This is a genomic window from Streptomyces sp. NPDC052910 (assembly GCF_055585605.1).
In genome coordinates this window covers 270,583-294,087 of record NZ_JBVJJR010000001.1, presented here as the reverse complement: position 1 = coordinate 294,087, position 23,505 = coordinate 270,583, and the positions used below count along the sequence as shown (strand labels likewise).

Below are 23,505 nucleotides of genomic sequence, written 5' to 3'. Positions count from 1 at the left end.
CATCTTGGCAACGCACAGGACATCAAGGCGCGGAACGGCCGCGGGCGCGGCACTGGTGGTCGCGGCCCTCGTCGGAGTCACCGCCTGCGGTGGCGGAAGCGGCAAGAACGACAACGGCGGCGGAGGCGGCGGCAAGGGCGCCGGCTTCAACGCGGGCGTCGAGAAGGTCGCCAGCGCGTCCGACAAGAAGGGCGGCGAGCTGAAGTTCATCGCCACCCAGGAGTCCGACTCCTGGGACCCGCAGCGCATGTACTACGGCTTCGCCTGGGACTTCGCCCGCTACTACGTCCGTACGCTCGTGACCTCCAAGCCGGAGCCGGGCCACGCCAGCGCCGAGCTGGTGCCGGACCTGGCGACCGACCTGGGCAAGGTCTCGGACGACAAGAAGACCTACACCTTCACCCTGAAGGACGGGGTCACCTGGGAGGACGGCAGGCCGATCACCGCCCAGGACATCAAGTACGGCATCGAGCGCACCTGGGCGCAGGACAAGATCTCCGGCGGCCCCACCTGGCTGATGCAGGTCCTGGACCCGGAGAAGAAGTACAAGGGCCCCTACAAGGACGACAGCAAGGACAAGCTGGGCCTGTCCGCGATCGAGACGCCGAACGCCAAGACCATCACCTTCAAGCTGGCCAAGCCCAACGGTGACTTCCTCCAGATGCTGGCGCTGCCCGCCGCGAGCCCGGTGCCGCAGGACAAGGACACCGCGGAGAAGTACAACCTGCGGCCGTTCTCCAGCGGCCCGTACAAGTTCGAGTCGTACAACCCCAACAAGAACATGGTCCTCGTCCGCAACGACAAGTGGAACAGGGACTCCGACAAGGTCCGCAAGGCGCTGCCGGACAAGATCTCGGTCAAGTTCACCACCAACGCCGACGCGATGGACAGCGACCTGATCGCGGGCAACTACGACCTCGACCTCAACGCCACCGGCATGGGTTCGGCCGGCCGGCAGAAGGCGCTCCAGACCGCCAAGGCGAACCTGGACAACCCGCAGACCGGCTTCATCCGGTACGCGGCCTTCCCCAAGTCCGTCGCGCCCTTCGACAACGTGCACTGCCGCAAGGCGGTCATTTACGGCGCCGACCACACCTCGCTGCAGACCGCCCGCGGCGGCCCCCAGGCGGGTGGTGACATCGGCCTCAACATGATCCCGCCGGCCGTCACCGGCCACGACGGCTCCTACGACCCGTACAACCTCAAGCAGGGCGCGGCCGACCCGGTCAAGGCCAAGGAGGAGCTGAAGGCCTGCGGCAAGCCGGACGGCTTCAAGACCACCATCGCGGTCCGCAACAACAAGCCGCAGGAGATCGCGACGGCCGAGTCGCTCCAGGCGTCCCTGAAGAAGATCGGCATCGAGACGCAGATCGACCAGTACGACGGCGCCCAGTCGTCGACCGTCGTCGGCGCCCCCAAGAACGTCAAGAACAAGAACTACGGCATCATCGTCTTCGGCTGGGGCGCGGACTTCCCCAGCGGCCAGGGCTTCCTCCAGCCCATCGTGGACGGCCGGTTCATCCTGGACACCGCCAACCAGAACTACCCCGAGCTGAACGACCCCGAGGTCAACCGGCTCATGGACCAGGCGATCGCCGAATCCGACCCGCAGAAGGCGGGGAAGGTCTACCAGGAGGCGAACAAGAAGGTCATGGAGGGCGCCTGGTACCTGCCCTTCACCTACGAGAAGAACATCATCTGGCGCAGCTCCCGGCTGACCAACGTCTACACCACGGACGCCTTCAACGGCCGGTACGACTACGCCTCCCTGGGCGTCGTCCGATGACGGTCCCCGGACCGCACCCGACCGCCGTCCGTCCGCTCCTCCGGCGCTCCCGCCGCTAGGCCCGAAGGGCAGGTGAGGGCCGAGCGTGGCGGTCCGGTGGAGACTCCTCCACCGGGCCGCCGCCGGGCCGACCGCAGTGTTCGCTTACATCGTCAGGCGGCTGTTCGCCGTCATCGTGATGCTCCTCGTGGTCACGCTGGTGACCTTCTTCATCTTCTTCACCATCCCCAAGCTCACCGGGGCCGATCCCGCCGCCATGTACGTCGGCAAGCAGGCGGACCCGGAGACGATCGAAGGCATCCGGCAGAAGCTCGGGCTCAGCGATCCGGTTCTCGTCCAGTTCTGGCACTTCGTCAGCGGTCTGTTCACCGGCCGCGACTACACCGGGGGCGGCACCACCGACCACTGCCCGGCCCCCTGCTTCGGTTACTCCTTCCGTACCGAGCAGGCGGTCTGGCCGGTCCTCACCGACCGGCTGGCCCCCACCCTCTCGCTGGCCGGCGGCGCCTGCGTCATCTGGCTGCTGCTGGGCGTGACGGCCGGCGCGGTCTCCGCGCTGAAGCGCGGCTCCAAGATCGACCGCGGGGCCATGATGACCGCCCTGGCCGGCGTCTCGCTGCCGATCTACTTCACCGCGCTGCTCCTGCTCGCGCTGTTCAAGTACAAGCTCGGCTGGACCTCGTCCGAGTACGTGGACTTCGCCGACGATCCGGCGGGGTGGTTCGGCGGGCTGATCCTGCCCTGGGTCGCCCTCGCCTTCCTCTACGCGGCGATGTACGCCCGGCTCACCCGCGCCACCATGCTGGAGGTGCTCGGCGAGGACTACATCCGCACCGCCCGCGCCAAGGGGCTCACCGAACGGGTGGTGATCGGCAAGCACGCCATGCGCTCCACCATGACCCCCATCGCCACCATCCTCGGCATGGACCTCGGCGCCCTGGTCGGCAGCGCGATCCTCACCGAGAGCGCCTTCAACCTGCCCGGGCTCGGCCAGGCCGCGGTCACCGCCATCAACAACCGCGACCTGCCGATCATCCTCGGCGTGGTGCTGATCGCCGCCACCGCGGTCGTCCTCGCCAACCTCGTGGTGGACCTGCTCTACGCCGTGATCGACCCCCGTGTGAGGCTCTCATGACCACCACCCCCGAGCCGGTCACCGAATCGGTGGAGGAGCCGGACGGCGCCCGCGCCTACCTGGACGTCCGCGACCTGCGCATCCACTTCCCGACCGACGACGGCCTGGTCAAGTCCGTCGACGGGCTCTCCTTCAAGCTGGAGAAGGGCCGCACCCTGGGCATCGTGGGCGAGTCCGGCTCCGGCAAGTCCGTCAGCTCGCTCGGGATCATGGGGCTGCACACGGTCGGCCAGTACGGGCGGCGCAAGCCCCGGATCTCCGGGGAGATCTGGCTCGACGGCCGCGAGCTGCTCTCCGCCGACCCGGAGGAGGTCCGCAAGCTGCGCGGCCGGGAGATGGCGATGATCTTCCAGGATCCGCTGTCCGCCATGCACCCCTACTTCACCGTCGGCGCGCAGATCGCCGAGGCGTACCGGATCCACCACGACGCCGACAAGAAGACCGCCCGCAGGCGGGCCGTCGAGCTCCTCGACCGGGTCGGCATCCCGCAGCCCGACCAGCGGGTGAACGACTACCCGCACCAGTTCTCGGGCGGCATGCGGCAACGCGCCATGATCGCCATGGCGCTGGTCAACAACCCCGCCCTGCTCATCGCGGACGAGCCGACGACGGCGCTGGACGTCACCGTCCAGGCACAGATCCTCGACCTCATCCGCGACCTGCAGGAGGAGTTCGGCTCCGCCGTCGTCATCATCACCCACGACCTGGGCGTGGTCGCCGAACTGGCCGACGACATCCTCGTCATGTACGGCGGCCGCTGCGTCGAACGCGGCCCCGCCGAGCAGGTCTTCCACGAGCCCCAGCACCCCTACACCTGGGGCCTGCTCGGCTCCATGCCGCGCATCGACCGCGAGCAGACCGAACGGCTGATCCCGGTCAAGGGCTCCCCGCCCAGCCTGATCAACGTGCCGCCGGGCTGCGCCTTCAGTCCGCGCTGCCCGTACGCCGACGTCCCCGAGAAGGGGGTCACCCGGACCGTCCGGCCCGAACTCCGCCCGGTGACGGGGGAGAAGAGCCGGGGCCACGTCGCCGCCTGCCACATGACGCAGGAGGAACGGACGCGGATCTGGACCGAAGAGATCGCTCCCAAGCTGTGAAGGACCGAGCTGTGCCTGAAGACGCTGTGCCCGAAGACAACGACGCGGTTCCCGCCGCCGCGGCAGCGCCGGAGAAGCCGGTCCCGCTCGCCAAGGAGACGCCGTCCGCCCTCCCGGACGCCGACGCCCGCCCCCTGCTGCGGGTGGAGAACCTGGTCAAACACTTCCCGATCACCAAGGGGCTGCTGCGCCGCCAGGCCGGTGCCGTGCACGCCGTGGACGGTGTCAGCTTCGACGTCCGTCCCGGCGAGACCCTCGGCGTCGTGGGCGAGTCCGGCTGCGGCAAGTCCACCATGGGCCGGCTGGTCACCCGGCTGCTCGAACCGACCGGCGGGACCGTGGAGTTCGAGGGCCGGGACATCACCCACCTGGGGGTGGCCGGGATGCGCCCGATGCGCCGGGACATCCAGATGATCTTCCAGGACCCGTACTCCTCGCTGAACCCCCGGCACACCGTCGGCACCATCGTCGGCGCGCCCTTCCGGCTCCAGGGCATCACCCCGGAAGGCGGGGTGAAGAAGGAGGTGCAGCGGCTGCTGGGGCTGGTGGGCCTCAACCCCGAGCACTACAACCGCTACCCGCACGAGTTCTCCGGCGGTCAGCGGCAGCGCATCGGCATCGCCCGCGCGCTGGCGCTCAAGCCGAAGCTGGTCATCGCCGACGAGCCGGTCTCCGCGCTCGACGTCTCGATCCAGGCCCAGGTCGTCAACCTGCTCGACGACCTCCAGGACGAGCTCGGGCTGACGTACATCATCATCGCCCACGACCTGTCGGTGATCCGGCACGTGTCGGACCGGATCGCGGTGATGTACCTGGGCAAGATCGTGGAGCTCACCGACCGCCGGTCGCTCTACGGCACGCCCATGCATCCGTACACCAAGGCCCTGCTCTCCGCCGTGCCGGTGCCCGACCCCGGGCGGCGGGCCAAGCGGGAGCGCATCCTGCTCAAGGGCGACGTGCCGTCGCCGATCTCGCCGCCGTCCGGCTGCCGCTTCCACACCCGCTGCTGGAAGGCGACGGACGTCTGCCGGCAGCGGGAACCGGTGCTGACCGCGCTGCGGCCCGGGCACCAGGTGGCCTGCCACCACCCGGAGTCCGTGGCGGAGGCGGGGGAGACCGCGGCCTGAGCGGAGGGGCGTCGGGGGTCCTCCGGGGACCCGCTCGGGGAGGCCCGCCCCGGGCGGGCCGAGGAACCCTCCCAGGGCGGGACAAGGGGGACACCCGGCCGACCGGTAAGAATGTCGCGTGCTCACCGATCTGTTCACCCCCTCCGTCCAGCACTGGCTGGACATCGTCGGGATCTTCGTCTTCGCGATCTCCGGCGCGCTGCTCGGCGTCCGCAAGAACTTCGACGTCTTCGGCATGGCCGTGCTGGCGGAGGTCACGGCACTGGGCGGAGGTCTCTTCCGCGACCTGGTCATCGGTGCCGTGCCGCCCGCCGCCTTCAGCGACCTCGGCTACTTCCTCACCCCGCTGATCGCCACGCTCATCGTCTTCTTCCTGCACCCCGAGGTGGAACGGATCACCAGCGCGGTGAACGTCTTCGACGCCGCCGGGCTCGGCCTCTTCTGTGTCACCGGCACCGTCAAGGCGTACGGGCACGGGCTCGGCCTCACCCAGTCCGCCACCCTCGGGCTGGCCACCGCCGTGGGCGGCGGCGTCCTGCGCGACGTCCTCGCCCACGAGGTCCCGTCGCTGCTGCGCTGGGACCGCGACCTGTACGCGGTCCCCGCCATGGCCGGCGCCACGACGGCCGTCCTGATGCTGAAGTACGGCGTGCTGCACGGCCCCACCAACGCGATCCCGGTCGTCGTCGGCTGCGGGCTGCGGCTGCTCTCCATGCGCTTCCACTGGCGCGCCCCGCGCGCCTGGCACCGGCGGAGCGCGGCGGCGGAGGAGCTCCAGCCCGGGGTCGGGCCGCACCTCACACAACGTAAGGCTACCCGCCGGTAACCTACCGGTAGTACGGTGCCCGCATGGCACTGGCAAGCATCGGCAACAGCGAGTTCGACCGGGACACCGCGATCACGCCGCGCGTCCCGGACGGCCCGAGCGCTCCGGGCGTCCCGGGTGTTCCGGCGGGCGACACCGCCGAACACGACGTCCGCATCCACCAGGGCTGGACGCTCTTCGGCGCGGCCAACGGCGGCTACCTCCTCGCCATCGCGGCCCGCGCCCTCGCGGACACCCTGCCGCACCCCGACCCGTTCACCCTCACCGCCCACTACCTGAGCGCCACCCGCCCGGGCCCGGCCGTCGTCCGCAGCGCCGTCGCCCACACCCGCCGGTCGCTCTCCACCGGCCAGGCGAGCCTCTTCCAGACCGCCGACGACGGCACCGAGGTCGAGCGGCTGCGCGTCCTCGCCACCTACGGCGACCTCGACACGCTCTCCGACGACGTGCGCACCACCGCCAAGCCGCCGGAGCTGCCGCCGCGCGAGCACTGCCTCTCCCGCGACGACCTCGGCGGCGGCGAGGGCTTCGGCGCCGCCGAGATCGTCGCCCGTCTTGACCTCGCACTCGACCCCGCCACCGCCAACTGGGCCACCGGCGGACCCGCCGGCCGGGGCGAGATGCGCGGCTGGTTCGACTTCGCCGACGGCCGCGACCCGGACCCGTTCTCCCTCCTCCTGGCCGCCGACGCGCTCCCGCCCACCCCGTTCGACCTGGGGATCATCGGCTGGGTCCCGACGGTGGAACTCACCGTCCACGTCCGCCGCCGCCCCGCCCCCGGCCCGCTCCGGATCTCCGTCGTCACCCGCAATCTCGCCGGGGGCTTCCTGGAGGAGGACGCGGAGATCTGGGACAGCGCGGACCGGCTGGTGGCGCAGTCGCGGCAGTTGGCGCGGATGCTGGGCTGAGCCTCGGAAGAGCCGCGGGGGAGCCGCGCCGGATCAGTCCAGCGGCCGGCCGGTGCGGGCCGCCAGCCGAGTGTGGACGTCGGCCCCCTCGGGAGCCGGCCGGGCGGCCCCGAAGGCGCCCTCCTTGCCCTCGGGCGGCAGCGTCTCGGCCACCTTGAGGGCGAGTTCCGACAGCTCCGGGTCGAGGGTGGCGGGCCGGCCGAGCGCCTGGTTGAGATCCCAGGTGTGCGTGACGGTCTCCAGCACCAGGAAGCTCACCACGGCGTACCCGGGCGACTTCCCCCACGGCACGTCGTACACGGCCGTCAGCAGAGTCTCGTCGTCCCAGGCCTCGGCGAGCCGGTCGCCCGCCTCCCGGACGGCGGCGCCCCAGCCGTCGTCCGTCACCCGCGGGACGGGCGGCGGGCCGCTCGGCCGGAAGCCGCCGCTGGAGGCGACGCCCGCCAGCGCGTGGGCGGCGCCGACGATGTGGCCCAGCAGCCCCCGGACGTCGTACTCGGAGCACGGGGTCGGGGCGTCCAGCCGCTCCGGCCGGACCTCGGCGGCGACGGCGGCCAACTGGGCGACGGCCCGGCGCAACTGCGGGCGCGGGTCGGGGACGTTCTCGGTGTCGGGCACGGGCGGCTCTCCTCGGTGCGGTGCGGACGGCGGTCCGGGGCGGATCCCCCGGCACAGCGAGCCTGCCGCTGAAGGAGCACGTCCGGCGTGTGATTTTCGGCCAATATGAGTCGGCGGTCGGCCGAATACGGCCCGTCCGGCGTCGGCGAACGGCGCGTGGGCCGCTCGCCCGCCCACCCCGGCCCCACCCGGCCCGTCCGACGACCGGGGGCAGCCGCGGGGGGCACGGTTCCGGGGGCGCGCCCCAGCAGGAAACGGCGGAGGGAAAGGGGCCGGCCGAAGGGGCCGGGGGCACCCCCGACGAACAAGGCCGCACCGCCCGGGGACCGCCCGCCCCCGCGACTCGTAGAATCGTCCCACCATGGCCTACCTCGACCACGCAGCCACCACTCCGATGCTCCCGGAGGCGGCAGAGGCGATGACCGCCCAGCTCGCCACCACCGGGAACGCCTCGTCGCTGCACGCCGCAGGGCGCCGAGCGCGCCGCACCGTCGAGGAGGCCCGCGAGACCCTCGCCGCCGCACTCGGCGCCCGCCCCAGCGAGGTCGTCTTCACCGCCGGCGGCACGGAAGCGGACAACCTCGCCGTCAAGGGCCTGTACTGGGCCCGGCGCGCCGCCGACCCCGCGCGGACCCGCGTCCTCGCCAGCCCGGTCGAGCACCACGCCGTCCTCGACGCCGTCGACTGGCTGGCCGCCCACGAGGGCGCCACCGTCGAGTACCTGCCGGTCGACGCGCACGGCAGGGTGCGCCCCGAGGCGCTGCGCGAGGCGCTGGCCCGCGACCCCGACGACGTGGCGCTGGTCACCGTCATGTGGGCCAACAACGAGATCGGAACCATCCAGCCGGTACGTGAACTGGCCGCCGTCGCCGCCGAGTTCGGCGTCCCGATGCACTCCGACGCGGTGCAGGCCGTCGGCCAGCTCGACGTGGACTTCGCCGCGTCCGGGCTCGCCGCCATGACCGTCAGCGGCCACAAGATCGGCGGGCCGTACGGGATCGGTGCGCTGCTGCTCGGCCGCAGCCAGGCGCCCGTCCCGCTGCTGCACGGCGGCGGCCAGGAGCGGCACGTGCGCTCCGGCACCCTGGACGTCCCCGCCATCGCCGCGTTCGCGGTCGCCGGCACGCTGGCCGCCGAGCGCCGGGAGACGTTCGCGCGGGAGATCGGCGCCCTGCGGGACCGCCTGGTCGCGGGCGTCCTGGCGGCCGTCCCGGACGCGGTACTCGGCGGCGACCCGGACCCGGCGGGCCGGCTCCCGGCCAACGCCCACTTCTCGTTCCCCGGCTGCGAGGGCGACTCGCTCCTGCTGCTGCTGGACGCCCAGGGCATCGAGTGCTCCACCGGCTCCGCCTGCACCGCGGGCGTCGCCCAGCCCAGCCACGTCGTCCTGGCCACCGGCACCGATCCGGAGCTGGCCCGGGGCACCCTCCGCTTCTCCCTCGGCCACACCTCGACCGAGGCGGACGTACGGGCCGTGACGGAGGCCATCGGCCCCGCAGTGGCACGGGCCAGGAGTGCCGGGCTGTCCTGACTTACCCTGGACGGGTTATGACTGAGTTCCCCGGTGCACCCACAGGCCCCCGCGACGGTCGTCGCCTCCGCGTCCTCGCCGCCATGTCCGGCGGCGTCGACTCCGCCGTCGCGGCGGCGCGCGCCGTCGAAGCGGGCCACGAGGTGACCGGCGTGCACCTGGCCCTGTCGGCCAACCCGCAGTCCTTCCGCACCGGCGCCCGCGGCTGCTGCACCATCGAGGACTCCCGCGACGCCCGCCGCGCCGCCGACGTGATCGGCATCCCCTTCTACTGCTGGGACCTGGCCGAGCGCTTCCGCGAGGACGTCGTCGAGGACTTCGTCGCCGAGTACGAGGCCGGCCGCACGCCCAACCCCTGCCTGCGCTGCAACGAGAAGATCAAGTTCGCGGCGCTGCTGGACAAGGCGCTGGCCCTGGGCTTCGACGCGGTCTGCACCGGCCACTACGCGACGGTCGTACTCAACGAGGACGGCACCCGCGAGCTGCACCGCGCCAGCGACATGGCCAAGGACCAGTCCTACGTCCTCGGCGTACTGGACGAGCGGCAGCTCGCGCACGCGATGTTCCCCCTGGGCGACACGATCACCACCAAGGAGGAGATCCGCGCCGAGGCCGAGCGCCGCGGCCTGGCCGTCGCGAAGAAGCCGGACAGCCACGACATCTGCTTCATCGCCGACGGCGACACCCGCGGCTTCCTGGCGAAGCGCCTCGGCACCTCCGAGGGCGACATCGTCGACGAGACCGGCGCCAAGGTCGGCACCCACGAGGGCGCCTACGGCTTCACCATCGGCCAGCGCAAGGGACTCCGCCTCGGCCACCCCGCCCCGGACGGCAAGCCGCGCTACGTCCTCGACATCTCCCCGGTGAACAACACCGTCACCGTCGGCCCCGCCGAAGCCCTGGACGTCACCGCCCTCACCGCCATCCGCCCCCGCTGGTGCGGCGTCGCCCCCACCGGCCCCGCCGGCTACACCGCCCAGCTCCGCGCCCACGGCGGCGAGACCCCGGTCACGGCCGAGCTCGTGGACGACGTCCTCCAGGTCACCTTCACCACCCCCGTCCGGGGCGTCGCCCCCGGCCAGGCGATCGTCCTCTACGACGGCACCCGCGTGGTCGGCTCGGCGACGATCGCCACGACGAAGCGGGCCGTCGCGGTCTGAGGCCGGGCCGGGCGCCGCCTTCCCCGCGGCGGCCCGCGCCACGACAGGCCCCGCACGGACCGGTGGACTCCGTCCCGTACGTCGCCGCCCTCGCATTCGACCCGGGCGATGACGTCGTCGACGCTCTCCCCGCTCCGAGGCGTCCGGCATCGCCGTCAGCGGTGCCTCGCGGTCGGCGAAGTACCCGTGGAAGCCGTCCTTGGTCCCCATCGCCTTGGCGAGCGCCTCGATCCGCACCGAGTCCACCCCGCCTGAGGCCAGGGCCTCCAGCCCCGCCTCGATCCACTTCTCGCGCGGTGTGCGCAACGCGCCCCTCTGTGGCCCACGTCACCCTGTCGGCCCGGTTGTACGGAACCGTATAACGTCCTAGCCTCGGGTTGTACGGCAACGTATAACCGTGGGGAGGGCGCCCTCATGCCGTTCGGTCTCGTTGCCTTCCACCACCCCGTCCCTGAACCTCTCGGGTCGACTCGGGATGTTCGTGCGCGAACCCCACAAAGTCGCCGACACGGCGCGGCGTCAGCCGGGTTCATGCCCGGCGGGGCCCGGGTCGCCCCGGACGGCGATGCCGCCGCCACCGCCCGGCGCGTACGCGCCCGAAGCGGCCTTCTCGCGGCGTCCGCGGACGGCCGTGACGCGGCCGCGTCGCCCGACGGCATCAGCGACCCCGACCGAGGCCAGGCCCCGCGAGCTCCACTTCCTTCTGCCGCGCCGGCGCACCGCACCGCACCGCAGCCCTGCCCTGCCCTGTCCTGTCCGACGGTTCGACGCCACCATGAGGAGTGACGATGGTCGATTCCACGTCCGGTCCCCGCATTCCGGACAGAGTGCGCCACGTCCCCGTGCCGCCTGCCGCCCACGCGCTCAGCACACTGCCGAGGATCGACTACGAGAACGCCGTGCTCGCCGACCCCGACCCGGCGCCGGACCGCACGGCCGGGCAATGGGCGCGCGCCGTCCTGGAAGACGCGGACGCCGGCATGCGGCAGGCCCTCACCCAGGGCTGGACGTCGCTCGGCCTCGCCCTCGCCGCAGCCCCGTCCGACGGACACGTACTCGGCTGGCGGGTGGACCACAGCACCCCGGACGCCGCCCTCCTCGCCGCCGCCTCCCCCCTCGGACTCCACGCCGAACTGCTCTTCCAACGCCGGCGCAGCACACTGCTGTTGGCCTGCTTCGTCCGACTGCACGACGACGCGGCACGCGCCCGATGGGCCACCGTCGAGAGCCGCCACCCCCAGGTCATGCACCGACTTCTCGAACAGGCCGTATCCCGGACGGCGTGAACCGGGCGGCCCGTGCGGCTTCTTCCCGACGCCCGTTCCCGCGGGCTCGACCGCCGGTCGCCGGCCGGCGGTCGAGTGTGTTCGGCCTCAGCGGGACGTACGGGAAACGTTCGTCACCGAGCAGCGGAAGGTGCCCGTGGAGCCGGGCTTGGCGATGTAGATCGTGGAGACGTCGGCCGTGCGGTTGCCGTTCGGCGCGACGGACATGATCGAGGTGAAGCGGGTGCGGGTGTCGCCCTCCGGGGTCGTGAACTTCACGGTGAGCGAGTAGTCGTTGGTCTGCGACGTGCTGCTGTTGGTGGCGGTGATCTTGGCGGTGATCCCCGTCGAGCCGCTGTAGGTGCAGCTATCGATCCTGATGTCCCGCATGGCGTCGTTCGAGCTGCCGCGGCTGCGGCCGGACGAGCCCAGGATCGACGAGCCGCCGCCGGACGAGTCGCCGGAGGTCGTCGTCCCGCTGGTCGTCGAGCCGGTACTGAAGCCGCCCGACGTGGAGTCGGAGCCGCTGGACGTGGTGCCGCCGAACGTGCCGCCCGACGAGTCGCCGCCGGAAGTGGACGTGCTGCCACCGGACGACGAGCTGCTGCTGCTACTACTGCTGTGGTGGCTGGAACCGCTCCCTCCGCAGCTACCGCCGTGATGGCCCCTGGCACCGGTCAGTGCGACGACGCAGACGCCGAAGACGGCCGCTGCGCGGACATGGCGAAACTTCACTGGTTCGGAACTCCCCCGTTGTCAGGCTTTTTTGCCCGTTCTTTTGACGAGCGCACGCCAGACTAACCAGATCTTTACAAGCTCAGAAATCCCTGCGCCTTCTGTGACAAGGGCGGGATGAAACCGGTGACGAAACGGAACCGGCGTGGCTGGAAAAGGCCGGTAAACCCCGGGATAGCGGGCATGTCGGGCGGCGGGGAAGGGCGCCGGGGAGAGGGGTGTCAGGGTGCGGGCAGTGGTGGTGTCGGTGTGGACGGGAGGACCGCCCGTACCCGGAAGCCGCCGCGCACCGGCCCCGCCGTGAACTCCCCGCCGAGCTGCTCGGCGCGCTCGCGCAGGCCCGTCAGGCCGTGTCCGCCCGAGGGCAGGGCCGGGTCCGGGAGGGCGCCGGGGGAGCCGGGGGAGGGGGCGCCGGGGGAGGGGGTGGCGGCCGTGTTGGTCACCTCGACCACGAGGGCGGAGGGTCCGGTGCCGTCCTTGGTGGTCACGGCCACCGTGACGGACGCGTCCGGCGCGTGCTTCCGCACGTTGGTCAGGGCTTCCTGGACCGTGCGGTAGGCGGCTTCCTCCACCGGCCCGGGCCAGACCCGGGCGTCGAGCGCGGGGAGGTCGGCCTCCAGGCGGGCGTCGAGGCCGCTGCCCCGGACCAGGTCCGGCAGTGCGCCGAGCCGCGGCCGGAGCGCCGTGTCGCCGGGCGTCGAGCGCAGGACGCCGAGGAGGCCCCGGAGTTCGCGCAGGGCGGTGGCGCCCAGGCCGCGGATCACGGAGGCGGTCTCGCGCGCGGCCGGTTCCTCCGCGGTCCGTTCCAGGGCGCCGGCCTGTACGGTCATCAGGCTGACCTGGTACGAGACCACGTCGTGCATCTCGCGTGCCAGCCGGGCCCGTTCGGCGACGACCGCGCGTTCGGCGATCAGTTCCGCCTCGCGCCGGTGGGCCCGGGACAACTCCTCGATGTGGTCGGCCAGTTGCCGGCGGGCGCGGCTGAGCTGGCCCATGGCCGTCGGGCCGGCCGTCATCAGGGCGGAGGAGAGGACGCCGAACAGCAGCGCGTCGTCCCGGCTGTGCCAGGCTCCGAGCACCGACGGCCACCAGGGGCCGAGCGCGGTGAGGAAGAACGCCAGGGCCCAGCCGTAGACCGCCCGCCGCCGCTCCAGGGAGCGCGAGGCCTGGTACATCGCCACCATGGGGGCGATCAGCAGATGGCCGCCGAAGGTGACGGGGAGCGCGACGGCGAGGACGGGGACGGGGTGGCGGCGCCGGACGAAGAGGGCGGCGACGGTCACGGCGTAGAGGGCGGTCTCCGCCGGCCCGGTCACGGGGTACATGGCCGCGGTCTCGGCCGCCGCCACGGGGAGCAGGATCAGGTCGCGGAGGAAACCCTTCCGTGCCGCCGAGCGCTCGGTCCCGGAGGTGAACCGCGGGAGCCTCACGCGGGACCGGCCGCGTCCGGCTCCCCGTCGAGGCGGACCAGCCCGTGGTGGTGGGCGAGCACCGCCGCCTGCACGCGGTTGGCCGCGCCGAGCTTGGCGAGGATCGCGCTGACGTGGTCCTTGGCGGTGGCGGCGCCCATCAGCAGGGCGGCGCCGATCTCGGCGTTGGACTTCCCTCGGGCCAGCAGCGTCAGCACCGCGCGTTCGCGCTCGGTGAGGGAGGCGAGCCGGGCGGGCGGGGCGCCGCCGCCGGCGCGCAGGTAGCCGTGGACCACGCTGTCGGCGACCGCGGGCGACAGGACGGTCCCACCGGACGCCAGGATGCGGACGGCGCTGGCCAGTTCGTCGGGGACGGTGTCCTTCACCAGGAACCCGGCGGCGCCGGCACGCAGGGCGGGGGCGATGTGCTCGTCGCCGGAGAACGTGGTGAGCATCGCCACCACGGGCGGCTCCGGCAGCGCCAGCAGCGAACCGAGCACCGAGAGGCCGTCCACCTCGGGCATCCGGATGTCCAGCAGGACGACGTCGGGCCGGTGCTCGGCCGCGAGTGCGACGGCGCGTACGCCCTCGCAGGCCACCGGGACCTCGATGTCCGGCTCCGCCTCCAGGATGCTGCGGATCCCCGCGCGCAGGAGCTTCTCGTCGTCGACGACCATGACGCGGATCACTATCACCACTCCTGCGCGGATACCGGTCAGGAAATATAACAACCGCCCGGCCGTTCGCACCCCGCCGGTACCCGCCGACCGGCGGGGACGGAACCGACGGTCGGCGGGTACCGGGGGGTGCCTCCGGCTTGCCACCATGAGTGCGGGGGATGGGGTCCGCATCAGCCGGACTTTCCGGAGGCGGGCGGCCGGCCGTGCGTTCCAACGGGGGAGCGCGGCCGGGGAGCCGTACGGGCCAAGGGGGGAACGTACGGCTCCGGGGGCCGTCCCGACAGTGGGACGGCCCCGCCGTCTCCGGAACGGGCCCGCCCCGGCCACGGTGCTTCCCCGCCCCCGATGGGGGTCGCCGCGGCCGGGGCGCTCAACTCTCCTCACGGAGGCGCTTCCCCGGGGTTCCGGCCTACCGGCGTCCGCCGGCTGCCGGTAGGGCAAGCTGGGCGCATGGCAACTCATGTGATCACCGGTGCCGGATCGGGCATCGGAGAGGTACTGGCCGAGCGGCTGCTCGCCCGCGGGGACGAGCTCTGGCTGTTCGCGCGCGACGCGGGGCGGGCCAAGGAGCTGGCGGCCCGGTTCCCCGGCGCCCGTACGCTCGTCGGCGACCTCTCCAATCCCGACCGGCTCTCCTGGGCCCTGGACCACCAGACACTTCCCGAGCGCGTCGACTCGCTGCTGCACGTGGCGGGCGTCGTGGACCTCGGTGGCGTCGGCGAGCTGACGACGCGGACGTGGACGAACACGCTCGCGGTCAACCTCGTCGCACCGGCGGAGCTCACCCGGCTGTTCCTGCCCCAACTGCGGGTGTCCCACGGCCACGTGGTCTTCGTCAACTCCGGTGCGGGCCTCAACGCGCACGCGAACTGGAGCGCCTACGCGGCCAGCAAGCACGGGCTCAAGGCGCTCGCCGACTCCCTGCGCGCCGAGGAGCACGCCAATGGGGTGCGGGTGACCAGCGTCTACCCGGGCCGGACCGCCACCGCCATGCAGGCGAAGGTGCATCAGCAGGAAGGCAAGGAGTACGACGCCGGGCGGTGGATCGAGGCCGGTTCCGTGGCGTCGACGGTGCTCCACGCGATCGACCTGCCCCGTGACGCGGAGATCCACGACATCACGGTACGGCCGGGGCGCTGACCCTCCGGACGCGCTCCCGGCCGGACGGGCGTGCCCGGACCGGCCGGGAGAGTCTCGTACCCTTCCCGGGTGAGCCAGACGATCGAGACCAGCGAGCCCCGTGAGAACCGCCCCTGGGGGCCCGGCGCCGCGACCGGTGTCGGGTCGATGCCGGGAACGGACGCCCGGGAGGCGGCGAAGACCGTCACCGGGTCCCTGGAGACCCTTCCGTACCTGCCGGAACTGCCGGCGCGCGGTCCCGGCGCGGACATGATCGGCCGGACCGCCGGCCTCCTCGTGGAGGTCTTCGCCCACGTGGAGCCCAGCGGCTGGCGGATCTCCGACCGGCCCGGCCGCGACACCCGCCGGGCACGCTCCTGGCTGCGCGAGGACCTGGACGCCCTGGAGGAGTTCACCCAGGGGTACGAGGGGGCGCTCAAGGTCTCGGCCGTCGGCCCCTGGACGCTCGCCGCGGCGCTGGAACTGCGCGGCGGCGAGGCCGCGCTGGGCGACCCGGGCGCCTGCCGTGATCTCACCGCCTCGCTCGCCGAGGGGCTGCGCGGCCACCTCGCCGAGGTGCGCCGCCGGGTGCCGGGCGCGACGCCCGTCCTCCAGCTCGACGAGCCCTCGCTGACGGCCGTGCTCCGCGGCCAGGTCAGGACGGCCAGCGGTTACCGGACCCACCGGGCGGTCGACCGGGCCGTGGTCGAGGGCGCGCTGCGGGAGATCGCGGCGGTCGCGCGGGACGCCGGAGCACCCCTCGTCGTCCATTCGTGCGCCCCCGGCGTGCCCTTCGCGCTGCTCCGGCGCGCCGGGGCCGATGGCGTCTCGTTCGACTTCTCGCTGCTCACCGAGCGTGAGGACGAGGCGATCGGCGAGGCCGCGGAGGCCGGCACGACGCTCTTCGCCGGCGTCGTGCCCGGCGTGGACGGCCCATTGTCCGACCCTGCCGGTAGCGTCATGGGAGTCAGGACGCTGTGGCGCAGACTGGGGCTGTCACCTGCGACTCTCGCCGAGTCCGTGGTGGTCTCCCCGGCGTGCGGGATGGCGGGCGCCTCGCCCGCCCACGCCCGCGCGGCCCTCACCCACTGCGTCCGGGCGGCACGATCACTCGTGGACAACCCTGAGTGACGGCGCCGGAGGGCGCACCAGAGGACAACGGGAGGACGAGACGGTGGCTGTCGAACAGCACGGCGGGCACGGCGGAGACGGCGGGGCGAGCGAGCGGCTCACGGCGGAGGCGTCGACGCCCGCGGCGGCGCGGGAGCGGCACGCCCTGCTCGCCGAGCAGATCGAGGAGCACCGCTTCCGCTACTACGTGAAGGACGCGCCGGTCGTCAGCGACGCCGAGTTCGACCGGCTGCTGCGCGAGCTGGAGGCCCTGGAGGAGGAGCACCCCGAGCTCCGCACCCCCGACTCGCCCACCCAGAAGGTCGCCGGCTCGTACGAGACGGAGTTCACCTCCGTCGAGCACCGCGAGCGCATGCTCTCCCTCGACAACGCCTTCGACGACGAGGAACTGGCCGCCTGGGCCGACCGCATCGCCAAGGACGTCGGCGAGGGCGCGGACTACCACTTCCTCTGCGAGCTCAAGGTGGACGGCCTCGCCGTCAACCTGACCTACGAGCACGGCCGGCTGACCCGCGCCGCCACCCGCGGCGACGGCCGCACCGGCGAGGACATCACGCCCAACATCAAGACCATCTCCGAGATCCCCCACCGCCTCCAAGGGGACCGGATCCCCGCCCTGGTCGAGGTGCGCGGCGAGGTCTACTTCCCGATGGAGAAGTTCCAGGAGCTCAACGCGCGCCTGGTGGAGGCGGGCAAGCCGCCGTTCGCCAACCCGCGGAACGCGGCGGCCGGCTCGCTGCGCCAGAAGGACCCGCGGGTCACCGCGACCCGCCCGCTGCACATGGTCGTCCACGGTGTCGGCGCCCGTGAGGGCTTCGACATCGACTGCCAGTCGCACGCCTACGAGCTGCTGCGCGAGTGGGGCCTGCCCACCGCCGCGCACGCCGAGGTGGTGGACTCGCTGGACGGCGTGCGGAAGTTCATCGCGCACTACGGGCAGCCCAAGGTGCGGCACTCGATGGAGCACGAGATCGACGGCGTCGTCGTCAAGCTGGACGAGGTGCCGCTCCAGGGGCGGCTGGGCTCCACCGCGCGGGCCCCGCGCTGGGCCATCGCCTGGAAGTACCCGCCGGAGGAGGTCAACACCAAGCTCCTCGACATCCGCGTCGGCGTCGGCCGCACCGGGCGCGTCACCCCGCAGGCCGTCGTCGAGCCCGTCACCGTCGCCGGCTCCGAGGTCGAGTTCGCCACCCTGCACAACCAGGAGGTCGTCAAGGCCAAGGGCGTCCTCATCGGCGACACCGTCGTGCTCCGCAAGGCCGGCGACGTCATCCCCGAGATCCTCGGGCCCGTCGTCGACCTCCGGGACGGCAGCGAGCGCGAGTTCGTGATGCCGGCCGAGTGCCCCGAGTGCGGGACGGCGCTGCGCCCCATGAAGGAGGGCGACGTCGACCTCCGCTGCCCCAACGCCCGCTCCTGTCCCGGCCAGATCCGCGAGCGGATCTACTACCTCGCGGGCCGCGAGTGCCTGGACATCGAGAACTTCGGCTACGTGGCCGCCTCGGCCCTCACCCAGCCGCTGGAACCGGCCACTCCGCCGCTGCTCAACGAGGGCGACCTCTTCGACCTGACCATCGAGGAACTGCTGCCCATCAAGTCCTACGTCCGCGACCCGGACACCGGCCTGCCCAAGCACGACCCCAAGACCGGTGAGGAGAAGGTCGTCACCTTCTTCGCCAACCAGAAGGGCGAGCCCAAGAAGAACGCCCTGGCCATGCTGGAGAACATCCAGGCGGCCAGGACCCGGCCGCTCGCCCGGATCGTCAACGGCCTCTCCATCCGCCACGTGGGCCCGGTCGCCGCCGCCGCGCTGGCCCGCGAGTTCGGCTCGATCGACCGGATCGCCGCCGCCACGGAGGAGGAACTGGCCGCCGTCGACGGCGTCTCCGACACCATCGCCGCCGCCGTCCGCGAGTGGTTCGCCGAGGACTGGCACCGCGAGATCATCGAGAAGTGGCGGGCCGCCGGCGTCCGGATGGAGGAGGAGACGAGCGGCGACGAAGGCCCCCGCCCGCTGGCCGGCCTCACCGTCGTCGTCACCGGCACCCTCGCCTCCCACACCCGTGACCAGGCCAAGGAGGCGCTCCAGACCCGCGGCGCCAAGGTGACCGGATCCGTCTCCAAGAAGACCGACTTCGTGGTCGTCGGCGACAACCCGGGCTCCAAGTACGACAAGGCCATGCAGCTCAAGGTCCCCGTCCTGGAGGAGGACGGCTTCGCCGTACTGCTCGCCGAGGGACCGGACGCCGCGCGCGCCGTCGCCGTGCCACAGGAGCCCACCCCGGCGGAGTAATGCCCGCAGGGCCAGTGGGCATTACCCCTACAGCGCTTTCCGAACGCCGCGCGCGGCCGGATCCTGTTCGGGCAACCGCCGCCGATCGCTGCCCGTCGTAGCCTTCTGCGGCCTACTGTTGAGATGTGCGCCTGCCGTGGCGCGGGCACCGCCGGCTGTGAGAGGGACGGGCATGAAACCCACCGACAGCGCCGAACCGGCATCGCGGCTGCGCAGGGATCCACCACCCGCGCTGCCGGTCGTCTGCGTCCCCCTCGCGCTGCTCGTCCTCGCCCTGGGGATCGAGCACGCGGCGGCCGCGGGCCACGCGGTGTTCCCCGGGCGGACGGTCGGCTGGTCCCTCGCCACCCTCACGGCCCTGATCGTCGCCCACCTGGTGGCCCTGGGCCGGGACCGGTGGTGGGGCGGCTCCGGTTCCGGCGCCGCCCTGACCCTGGCCGTCCTGCTGCTGCACGGCTGGCTCCCGGCCGCCGTCATCGGCATCGCCGTCGTCACCTTCGTCACCACCGCCCGGCGGCACCGCTGGCGGCAGGCGTTACTCCACTGCGCCGTCGACGTCCTCGGCGTCGCGGCGGGCGGCGCCGCCCTCGGACTGCTCGGCGTGCACGCCTCCGTGGAACACCCCTGGCTGCCCAGCGGCTGGCAGCCGGCGGACATCCCCAGGATCGCCCTCGCGGCCTTCGTCTACCTCACCGTCACCCGGGCCCTGCTCTGGCGTCACCTCGCCCCGCCCCACTCCGGGTTCACCAGTGGCGTCGCCCGCGCCGCCCTGCTGCGGCAGGCGCTCGTCGGCGGCGCGCTCCTCGGCATAGCCCCGCTCATCGCCGTCGTCGCCGAACACACCCCGCTGCTGCTGCCGCTCTTCGCGATCCCGCTCATAGCCCTCGACTCCACCCTCTGGATAGCCCACGCCCGCGCGGAGGAACAGCTCCGCGACCCGCTCACCGGGCTGCCCAACCGGCAGTGGCTCCTCGAACGGACCTGGGCCGCGCTCGACGAGGCCGAACAGGCGGGCGAGCGGACCGCGCTCGTCCTCATCGACCTCGACCGCTTCCGGTCCGTCAACGACACCCTCGGCCACCTCGCCGGGGACCGGCTGCTGCTCCAGATAGCCGCCCGGCTCCGGGACGCGCTCCCGCGCGACGCGGAGGCCGCCCGGCTCGGCGGCGACGAGTTCGCCGTCCTCCTCCCCGCCGTCGACTCCCTCACCAGCGCCCAGCGCGTCGCCCGCGGCCTCGTCGCCGCCCTCGGCTCCCCCCTCGACCTGGACGGCCTCACCCTCGTCCTGGAGGCCAGCGCCGGCGTCGCCGTCCACCCCGACCACGCCCTCGACGCCGAAGGCCTGCTGCGCCGCGCCGACGTGGCCATGTACCAGGCGAAACGGGACCGCAGCGGCGTCGAGGTCTACGAGGCCCGCCGCGACGGCAACACCCCCGACCGGCTCGGCCTCCTCGGCGACCTCCGCCGCGCCCTCGACGCCGGCGAGGTCGAACTGCACTACCAGCCCAAGGTGGCCTTCGACGGACACGTCGAGGGCCTGGAAGCCCTGGTCCGCTGGGTGCACCCGGAGCGCGGCCGGGTCTCCCCGGACGAGTTCATCGCCATCGCCGAGTCCTCCGGGCTGATGCCCCGGCTCACCGAGTACGTGCTGGAGACCGCCCTCGGCCAGGTCGCCCGCTGGCGCGCCATGGGCCTGGAGGTGCCCGTCGCCGTCAACGTCTCCCCCCGCGACGTCCACACCCCCGGCTTCGCCGGCTCCGTCGCCGCCCGGCTCGCCCGACACGGCGTCCCGCCCGGCGCCCTCCAACTGGAGATCACCGAACACGTCCTCCTCGAGGACCCCCAGCGCGCCGCCGACGCGCTCGCCGGGCTCACCGGGCACGGCGTGAAGATGTCCCTCGACGACTTCGGCACCGGCTACTCGTCGTTGGTCCACCTGCGCCGCCTGCCCGTCAGCGAGCTGAAGATCGACCGGTCCTTCGTGGCCCGGCTCGCCATCGACAACGAGGACGCGGAGATCGTGCGCTGCACGCTCGACCTCGCGCACTCGCTCGGGCTGCTCGTTGTCGCGGAGGGGGTCGAGGACGACGAGACGTGGGAGCGGTTGCGGGATCTCGGGTGTGATGCGGTGCAGGGGTGGCTGGTCGCGGCTGCGATGCCTCCTGAGGAGACGACGGCTTGGTTGCGGATGCGGGAGGCCGGCTGGCGGCGGGAGCACCCGCCGGCCGTCGCGCCCGCGCCCGCGCCTGCGGCGCCCGCTCCCGTTGTCGCGGAGAAGGAGGCGGACCAGCCGGTGACGTAGGGGGGATGCCCCGGCCCCTCCCTTTCACCGTTTCTTGCGGGGGCTCCGCCCCCGCACCCCCGAAGCGCGCTGCGCGCGCTGTCCTCAAACGCCGGACGGGCTATCTTCAGCCTGTCCGGCGTTTGAGGACGAGCGGCGAAGCCGCGAAAAGGGGGTCCGGGGCGCAGCCCCGGGAAACGGCGAAAGGGCGGGTCCGGGGCACCCCCACCGCGCCAGCGGACAATCCGTTTCGCGGTGGACACGGCCCGCGCCATAGGATTGGCCGCGAAACCTACACACTCCACCCTGAGGATCGCTGCATGCCTGGCATCACGCGCGAGGAGGTCGCCCACCTCGCCCGGCTGGCGCGCCTGGAGCTGAAGGGCGAAGAGCTCGATCACTTCGCCACTCAGCTCGACGACATCATCGGCGCGGTCGCCCGCGTCTCCGAGGTCGCCGACCAGGACGTCCCGCCGACCTCCCACCCGCTGCCGCTGACCAACGTCATGCGGCCGGACGAGGTCCGTCCGTCGCTCAGCCCGGAGGCGGCGCTCTCCGGCGCCCCCGCTCAGGAGCAGCAGCGTTTCAAGGTGCCGCAGATCCTGGGTGAGGAGTGACCACGATGACCACCGAACTGATCAAGCTGACCGCCGCGGAGATCGCCGAGAAGATCGCCGCCGGTGAGGTCACGGCCGTCGAGGTCACCGAGGCCCACCTGGCGCGCATCGAGGCCGTCGACGAGAAGGTGCACGCCTTCCTGCACGTCGACCGCGAGGGCGCGCTGAAGCAGGCGCGCGCCGTGGACGAGAAGCGCGCGCGGGGCGAGAAGCTCGGCCCGCTGGCCGGCGTCCCGCTGGCGCTGAAGGACATCTTCACCACCGAGGGCATCCCGACCACCGTCGGCTCCAAGATCCTCGAAGGCTGGATCCCGCCGTACGACGCGACGCTCACCAAGCGCCTCAAGGACGCGGACGTCGTCATCCTCGGCAAGACCAACATGGACGAGTTCGCGATGGGCTCCTCCACGGAGAACAGCGCGTACGGTCCGACCGGCAACCCCTGGGACCTGACCAGGATCCCCGGTGGTTCCGGCGGCGGCTCCAGCGCGGCCCTCGCCGCGTACGAGGCCCCCCTCGCGATCGGCACGGACACCGGCGGTTCCATCCGCCAGCCCGCCGCCGTCACGGGCACGGTCGGCGTCAAGCCGACCTACGGCGCGGTCTCCCGCTACGGCATGGTCGCGTTCTCGTCCTCCCTGGACCAGGGCGGCCCCTGTGCCCGTACGGTCCTGGACGCGGCGCTGCTGCACGAGGTCATCGCCGGGCACGACCCGATGGACTCCACCTCCATCGACGCCCCGGTCCCGCCGGTCGTCGAGGCGGCCCGCAACGGCAGCGTCGAGGGCATGCGCGTCGGCGTCGTCAAGCAGTTCCGCGGCGAGGGCTACCAGGCCGGTGTCCTCCAGCGGTTCGACGAGTCCGTCGAGCTGCTGCGCGAGCTCGGTGCCGAGATCGTCGAGGTGGACTGCCCCTCGTTCGACCTGGCGCTGGCCGCGTACTACCTGATCGCGCCGTCCGAGTGCTCCTCGAACCTGGCCCGGTTCGACGGCCTCCGCTACGGCCGGCGCGCCGGCGACGACGGCACCCGGTCCGCCGAGGACGTCACCGCCCTCACCCGTGAGGCCGGCTTCGGCCCCGAGGTGAAGCGCCGCGTGATGCTCGGCACCTACGCGCTGAGCTCCGGCTACTACGACGCCTACTACGGCTCGGCGCAGAAGGTCCGCACTCTCATCACGCGGGACTTCGAGAAGGCGTTCGAGCAGGTGGACGTGCTCGTCTCGCCGACCACGCCGACCACCGCCTTCCCGATCGGCGAGCGCGCCGACGACCCGATGGCGATGTACCTGGCGGACCTGTGCACCATCCCGACCAACCTGGCGGGCAACGCGGCCATGTCGCTGCCGTGCGGCCTCGCTCCGGAGGACGGGCTGCCGGTGGGGCTCCAGATCATCGCTCCCGCCATGAAGGACGAACGGCTCTACAAGGTCGGTGCCGCGGTCGAGGCCGCGTTCACCGCCCGCTGGGGCCACCCGCTGCTGGAGGAGGCACCCGCACTGTGAGCACCGCGAGCCAGAACAAGAGCAAGGGCAGCGCGCTGAAGAAGGCCAAGGGCTTCAAGAAGTCCAAGGCCGGCACGTACCTGTCCATCGGCACGACCCTGTTCGGCGCGGTCAGCGTCGTCAAGCAGGCGAAGACGGCGCGCGGCGAGCAGGACACGCTCCAGCTCGTCGACGCGGTCGTCTCGGCCGCCGCCATCGTCACCGGCGTCGCTCTGCTCGTCCGCGAGCTGCGCCGTATGAAGAGCGACGACGTCCTCGCGGGCTGAGCCGGGACTGAGAGGTAAG

General features: G+C 72.6%; 21 protein-coding genes. 17 read left to right on the top strand and 4 right to left on the bottom strand.

Annotated elements, in window-relative coordinates; all coding sequences use genetic code 11:
• The first annotated feature begins 4 nt into the window (after positions 1–4).
• The 6 genes from ACZ6X9_RS01305 to ACZ6X9_RS01280 all read left to right on the top strand — a co-directional run bounded on the left by ACZ6X9_RS01305 (position 5) and on the right by ACZ6X9_RS01280 (position 6,879).
• Positions 5–1,786 (top strand): ABC transporter substrate-binding protein, encoded by a 1,782-nt coding sequence (locus ACZ6X9_RS01305; protein WP_469775860.1) that lies wholly within the window; start codon positions 5–7, stop codon positions 1,784–1,786.
• Positions 1,787–1,922: 136 nt separating this feature from the next.
• On the top strand, positions 1,923–2,921 hold the full coding sequence (locus ACZ6X9_RS01300) for an ABC transporter permease (RefSeq protein ID WP_469776611.1): 999 nt from the start codon (positions 1,923–1,925) through the stop codon (positions 2,919–2,921).
• The gene (locus ACZ6X9_RS01295; RefSeq protein WP_469775859.1) at positions 2,918–4,018 is read left to right on the top strand and encodes an ABC transporter ATP-binding protein; all 1,101 of its coding nucleotides are present in this window, start codon (positions 2,918–2,920) and stop codon (positions 4,016–4,018) included. The genes ACZ6X9_RS01300 and ACZ6X9_RS01295 overlap by 4 nt, the downstream gene beginning before the upstream one ends.
• Positions 4,019–4,152: 134 nt before the next feature.
• Positions 4,153–5,145 (top strand): ABC transporter ATP-binding protein, encoded by a 993-nt coding sequence (locus ACZ6X9_RS01290; protein WP_469776610.1) that lies wholly within the window; start codon positions 4,153–4,155, stop codon positions 5,143–5,145.
• 118 nt (positions 5,146–5,263) lie between these two features.
• Positions 5,264–5,971: a trimeric intracellular cation channel family protein gene (locus tag ACZ6X9_RS01285; protein ID WP_469775858.1), complete on the top strand. Its 708-nt coding sequence runs from the start codon at positions 5,264–5,266 to the stop codon at positions 5,969–5,971.
• A 23-nt stretch (positions 5,972–5,994) separates the two neighbouring features.
• Positions 5,995–6,879, top strand: coding sequence for a thioesterase family protein (locus ACZ6X9_RS01280; protein WP_469775857.1), 885 nt, complete (start codon positions 5,995–5,997; stop codon positions 6,877–6,879).
• Between the two features lie 33 nt (positions 6,880–6,912).
• Here the strand turns inward: ACZ6X9_RS01280 and ACZ6X9_RS01275 are convergent, their stop codons facing one another.
• Complete coding sequence (locus ACZ6X9_RS01275; protein ID WP_469775856.1) at positions 6,913–7,497, bottom strand: TIGR03086 family metal-binding protein; 585 nt, start codon at positions 7,495–7,497, stop codon at positions 6,913–6,915.
• 361 nt (positions 7,498–7,858) lie between these two features.
• Here ACZ6X9_RS01275 and ACZ6X9_RS01270 point away from each other — a divergent pair, with 361 nt between their 5' ends.
• The 3 genes from ACZ6X9_RS01270 (at position 7,859) to ACZ6X9_RS01260 (ending at position 11,474) form a co-directional block, all read left to right on the top strand.
• Positions 7,859–9,028: a cysteine desulfurase family protein gene (locus ACZ6X9_RS01270; protein WP_469775855.1), complete on the top strand. Its 1,170-nt coding sequence runs from the start codon at positions 7,859–7,861 to the stop codon at positions 9,026–9,028.
• 17 nt (positions 9,029–9,045) lie between these two features.
• The gene (mnmA, locus tag ACZ6X9_RS01265; protein WP_469775854.1) at positions 9,046–10,188 is read left to right on the top strand and encodes a tRNA 2-thiouridine(34) synthase MnmA; all 1,143 of its coding nucleotides are present in this window, start codon (positions 9,046–9,048) and stop codon (positions 10,186–10,188) included.
• Positions 10,189–10,976: 788 nt separating this feature from the next.
• Complete coding sequence (locus ACZ6X9_RS01260; RefSeq protein WP_469775853.1) at positions 10,977–11,474, top strand: hypothetical protein; 498 nt, start codon at positions 10,977–10,979, stop codon at positions 11,472–11,474.
• An 87-nt stretch (positions 11,475–11,561) separates the two neighbouring features.
• Here ACZ6X9_RS01260 and ACZ6X9_RS01255 read toward each other — a convergent pair whose 3' ends face one another.
• The gene (locus tag ACZ6X9_RS01255) at positions 11,562–11,843 is read right to left on the bottom strand and encodes a hypothetical protein (RefSeq protein ID WP_469775852.1); all 282 of its coding nucleotides are present in this window, start codon (positions 11,841–11,843) and stop codon (positions 11,562–11,564) included.
• On the opposite strand from ACZ6X9_RS01255, the gene ACZ6X9_RS01250 reads away from it, so the two are divergent.
• A complete protein-coding gene (locus tag ACZ6X9_RS01250) occupies positions 11,842–12,114 on the top strand; it encodes a hypothetical protein (protein ID WP_469775851.1) in 273 nt (90 codons plus the stop codon). The two genes, ACZ6X9_RS01255 and ACZ6X9_RS01250, sit on opposite strands and share 2 nt — an antisense overlap.
• A 295-nt stretch (positions 12,115–12,409) precedes the next feature.
• Here the strand turns inward: ACZ6X9_RS01250 and ACZ6X9_RS01245 are convergent, their stop codons facing one another.
• Positions 12,410–13,618, bottom strand: a complete 1,209-nt coding sequence (locus ACZ6X9_RS01245; RefSeq protein WP_469775850.1) for a sensor histidine kinase — start codon at positions 13,616–13,618, stop codon at positions 12,410–12,412.
• On the bottom strand, positions 13,615–14,286 hold the full coding sequence (locus ACZ6X9_RS01240; RefSeq protein WP_469776609.1) for a response regulator: 672 nt from the start codon (positions 14,284–14,286) through the stop codon (positions 13,615–13,617). The genes ACZ6X9_RS01245 and ACZ6X9_RS01240 overlap by 4 nt, the downstream gene beginning before the upstream one ends.
• A gap of 441 nt (positions 14,287–14,727) precedes the next feature.
• Between ACZ6X9_RS01240 and ACZ6X9_RS01235 the strand changes: the two genes are divergently transcribed.
• The 7 genes from ACZ6X9_RS01235 (at position 14,728) to ACZ6X9_RS01205 (ending at position 23,486) form a co-directional block, all read left to right on the top strand.
• Entirely contained in the window at positions 14,728–15,417 is a 690-nt protein-coding gene (locus ACZ6X9_RS01235; protein ID WP_469775849.1) for an SDR family oxidoreductase, read from the top strand.
• A gap of 69 nt (positions 15,418–15,486) precedes the next feature.
• Positions 15,487–16,527, top strand: a complete 1,041-nt coding sequence (locus ACZ6X9_RS01230; RefSeq protein WP_469775848.1) for a methionine synthase — start codon at positions 15,487–15,489, stop codon at positions 16,525–16,527.
• Between the two features lie 145 nt (positions 16,528–16,672).
• Positions 16,673–18,820, top strand: a complete 2,148-nt coding sequence (gene ligA / locus ACZ6X9_RS01225; RefSeq protein ID WP_469776608.1) for an NAD-dependent DNA ligase LigA — start codon at positions 16,673–16,675, stop codon at positions 18,818–18,820.
• A gap of 172 nt (positions 18,821–18,992) precedes the next feature.
• Positions 18,993–21,122, top strand: a complete 2,130-nt coding sequence (locus ACZ6X9_RS01220) for a putative bifunctional diguanylate cyclase/phosphodiesterase (protein WP_469775847.1) — start codon at positions 18,993–18,995, stop codon at positions 21,120–21,122.
• Positions 21,123–21,421: 299 nt separating this feature from the next.
• Complete coding sequence (gene gatC, locus ACZ6X9_RS01215; RefSeq protein ID WP_004948522.1) at positions 21,422–21,718, top strand: Asp-tRNA(Asn)/Glu-tRNA(Gln) amidotransferase subunit GatC; 297 nt, start codon at positions 21,422–21,424, stop codon at positions 21,716–21,718.
• A gap of 5 nt (positions 21,719–21,723) precedes the next feature.
• The gene (gene gatA / locus ACZ6X9_RS01210; protein ID WP_469775846.1) at positions 21,724–23,220 is read left to right on the top strand and encodes an Asp-tRNA(Asn)/Glu-tRNA(Gln) amidotransferase subunit GatA; all 1,497 of its coding nucleotides are present in this window, start codon (positions 21,724–21,726) and stop codon (positions 23,218–23,220) included.
• A complete protein-coding gene (locus tag ACZ6X9_RS01205) occupies positions 23,217–23,486 on the top strand; it encodes a hypothetical protein (protein WP_469775845.1) in 270 nt (89 codons plus the stop codon). The genes gatA and ACZ6X9_RS01205 overlap by 4 nt, the downstream gene beginning before the upstream one ends.
• Positions 23,487–23,505: the final 19 nt, after the last annotated feature.

What these genes read in the sequence shown, in the direction of transcription:
- ACZ6X9_RS01295 (WP_469775859.1), top strand. Translation starts at nt 2,918, where the DNA reads ATGACCACCACCCCCGAGCCGGTCACCGAATCGGTGGAGGAGCCGGAC.
- ACZ6X9_RS01280 (WP_469775857.1), top strand. Translation starts at nt 5,995, where the DNA reads ATGGCACTGGCAAGCATCGGCAACAGCGAGTTCGACCGGGACACCGCG.
- ACZ6X9_RS01270 (WP_469775855.1), top strand. Translation starts at nt 7,859, where the DNA reads ATGGCCTACCTCGACCACGCAGCCACCACTCCGATGCTCCCGGAGGCG.
- mnmA (WP_469775854.1), top strand. Translation starts at nt 9,046, where the DNA reads ATGACTGAGTTCCCCGGTGCACCCACAGGCCCCCGCGACGGTCGTCGC.
- ACZ6X9_RS01260 (WP_469775853.1), top strand. Translation starts at nt 10,977, where the DNA reads ATGGTCGATTCCACGTCCGGTCCCCGCATTCCGGACAGAGTGCGCCAC.
- ACZ6X9_RS01250 (WP_469775851.1), top strand. Translation starts at nt 11,842, where the DNA reads ATGGCGTCGTTCGAGCTGCCGCGGCTGCGGCCGGACGAGCCCAGGATC.
- ACZ6X9_RS01255 (WP_469775852.1), bottom strand. Translation starts at nt 11,843, where the DNA reads ATGCGGGACATCAGGATCGATAGCTGCACCTACAGCGGCTCGACGGGG.
- ACZ6X9_RS01235 (WP_469775849.1), top strand. Translation starts at nt 14,728, where the DNA reads ATGGCAACTCATGTGATCACCGGTGCCGGATCGGGCATCGGAGAGGTA.
- ACZ6X9_RS01220 (WP_469775847.1), top strand. Translation starts at nt 18,993, where the DNA reads ATGAAACCCACCGACAGCGCCGAACCGGCATCGCGGCTGCGCAGGGAT.
- gatC (WP_004948522.1), top strand. Translation starts at nt 21,422, where the DNA reads ATGCCTGGCATCACGCGCGAGGAGGTCGCCCACCTCGCCCGGCTGGCG.
- gatA (WP_469775846.1), top strand. Translation starts at nt 21,724, where the DNA reads ATGACCACCGAACTGATCAAGCTGACCGCCGCGGAGATCGCCGAGAAG.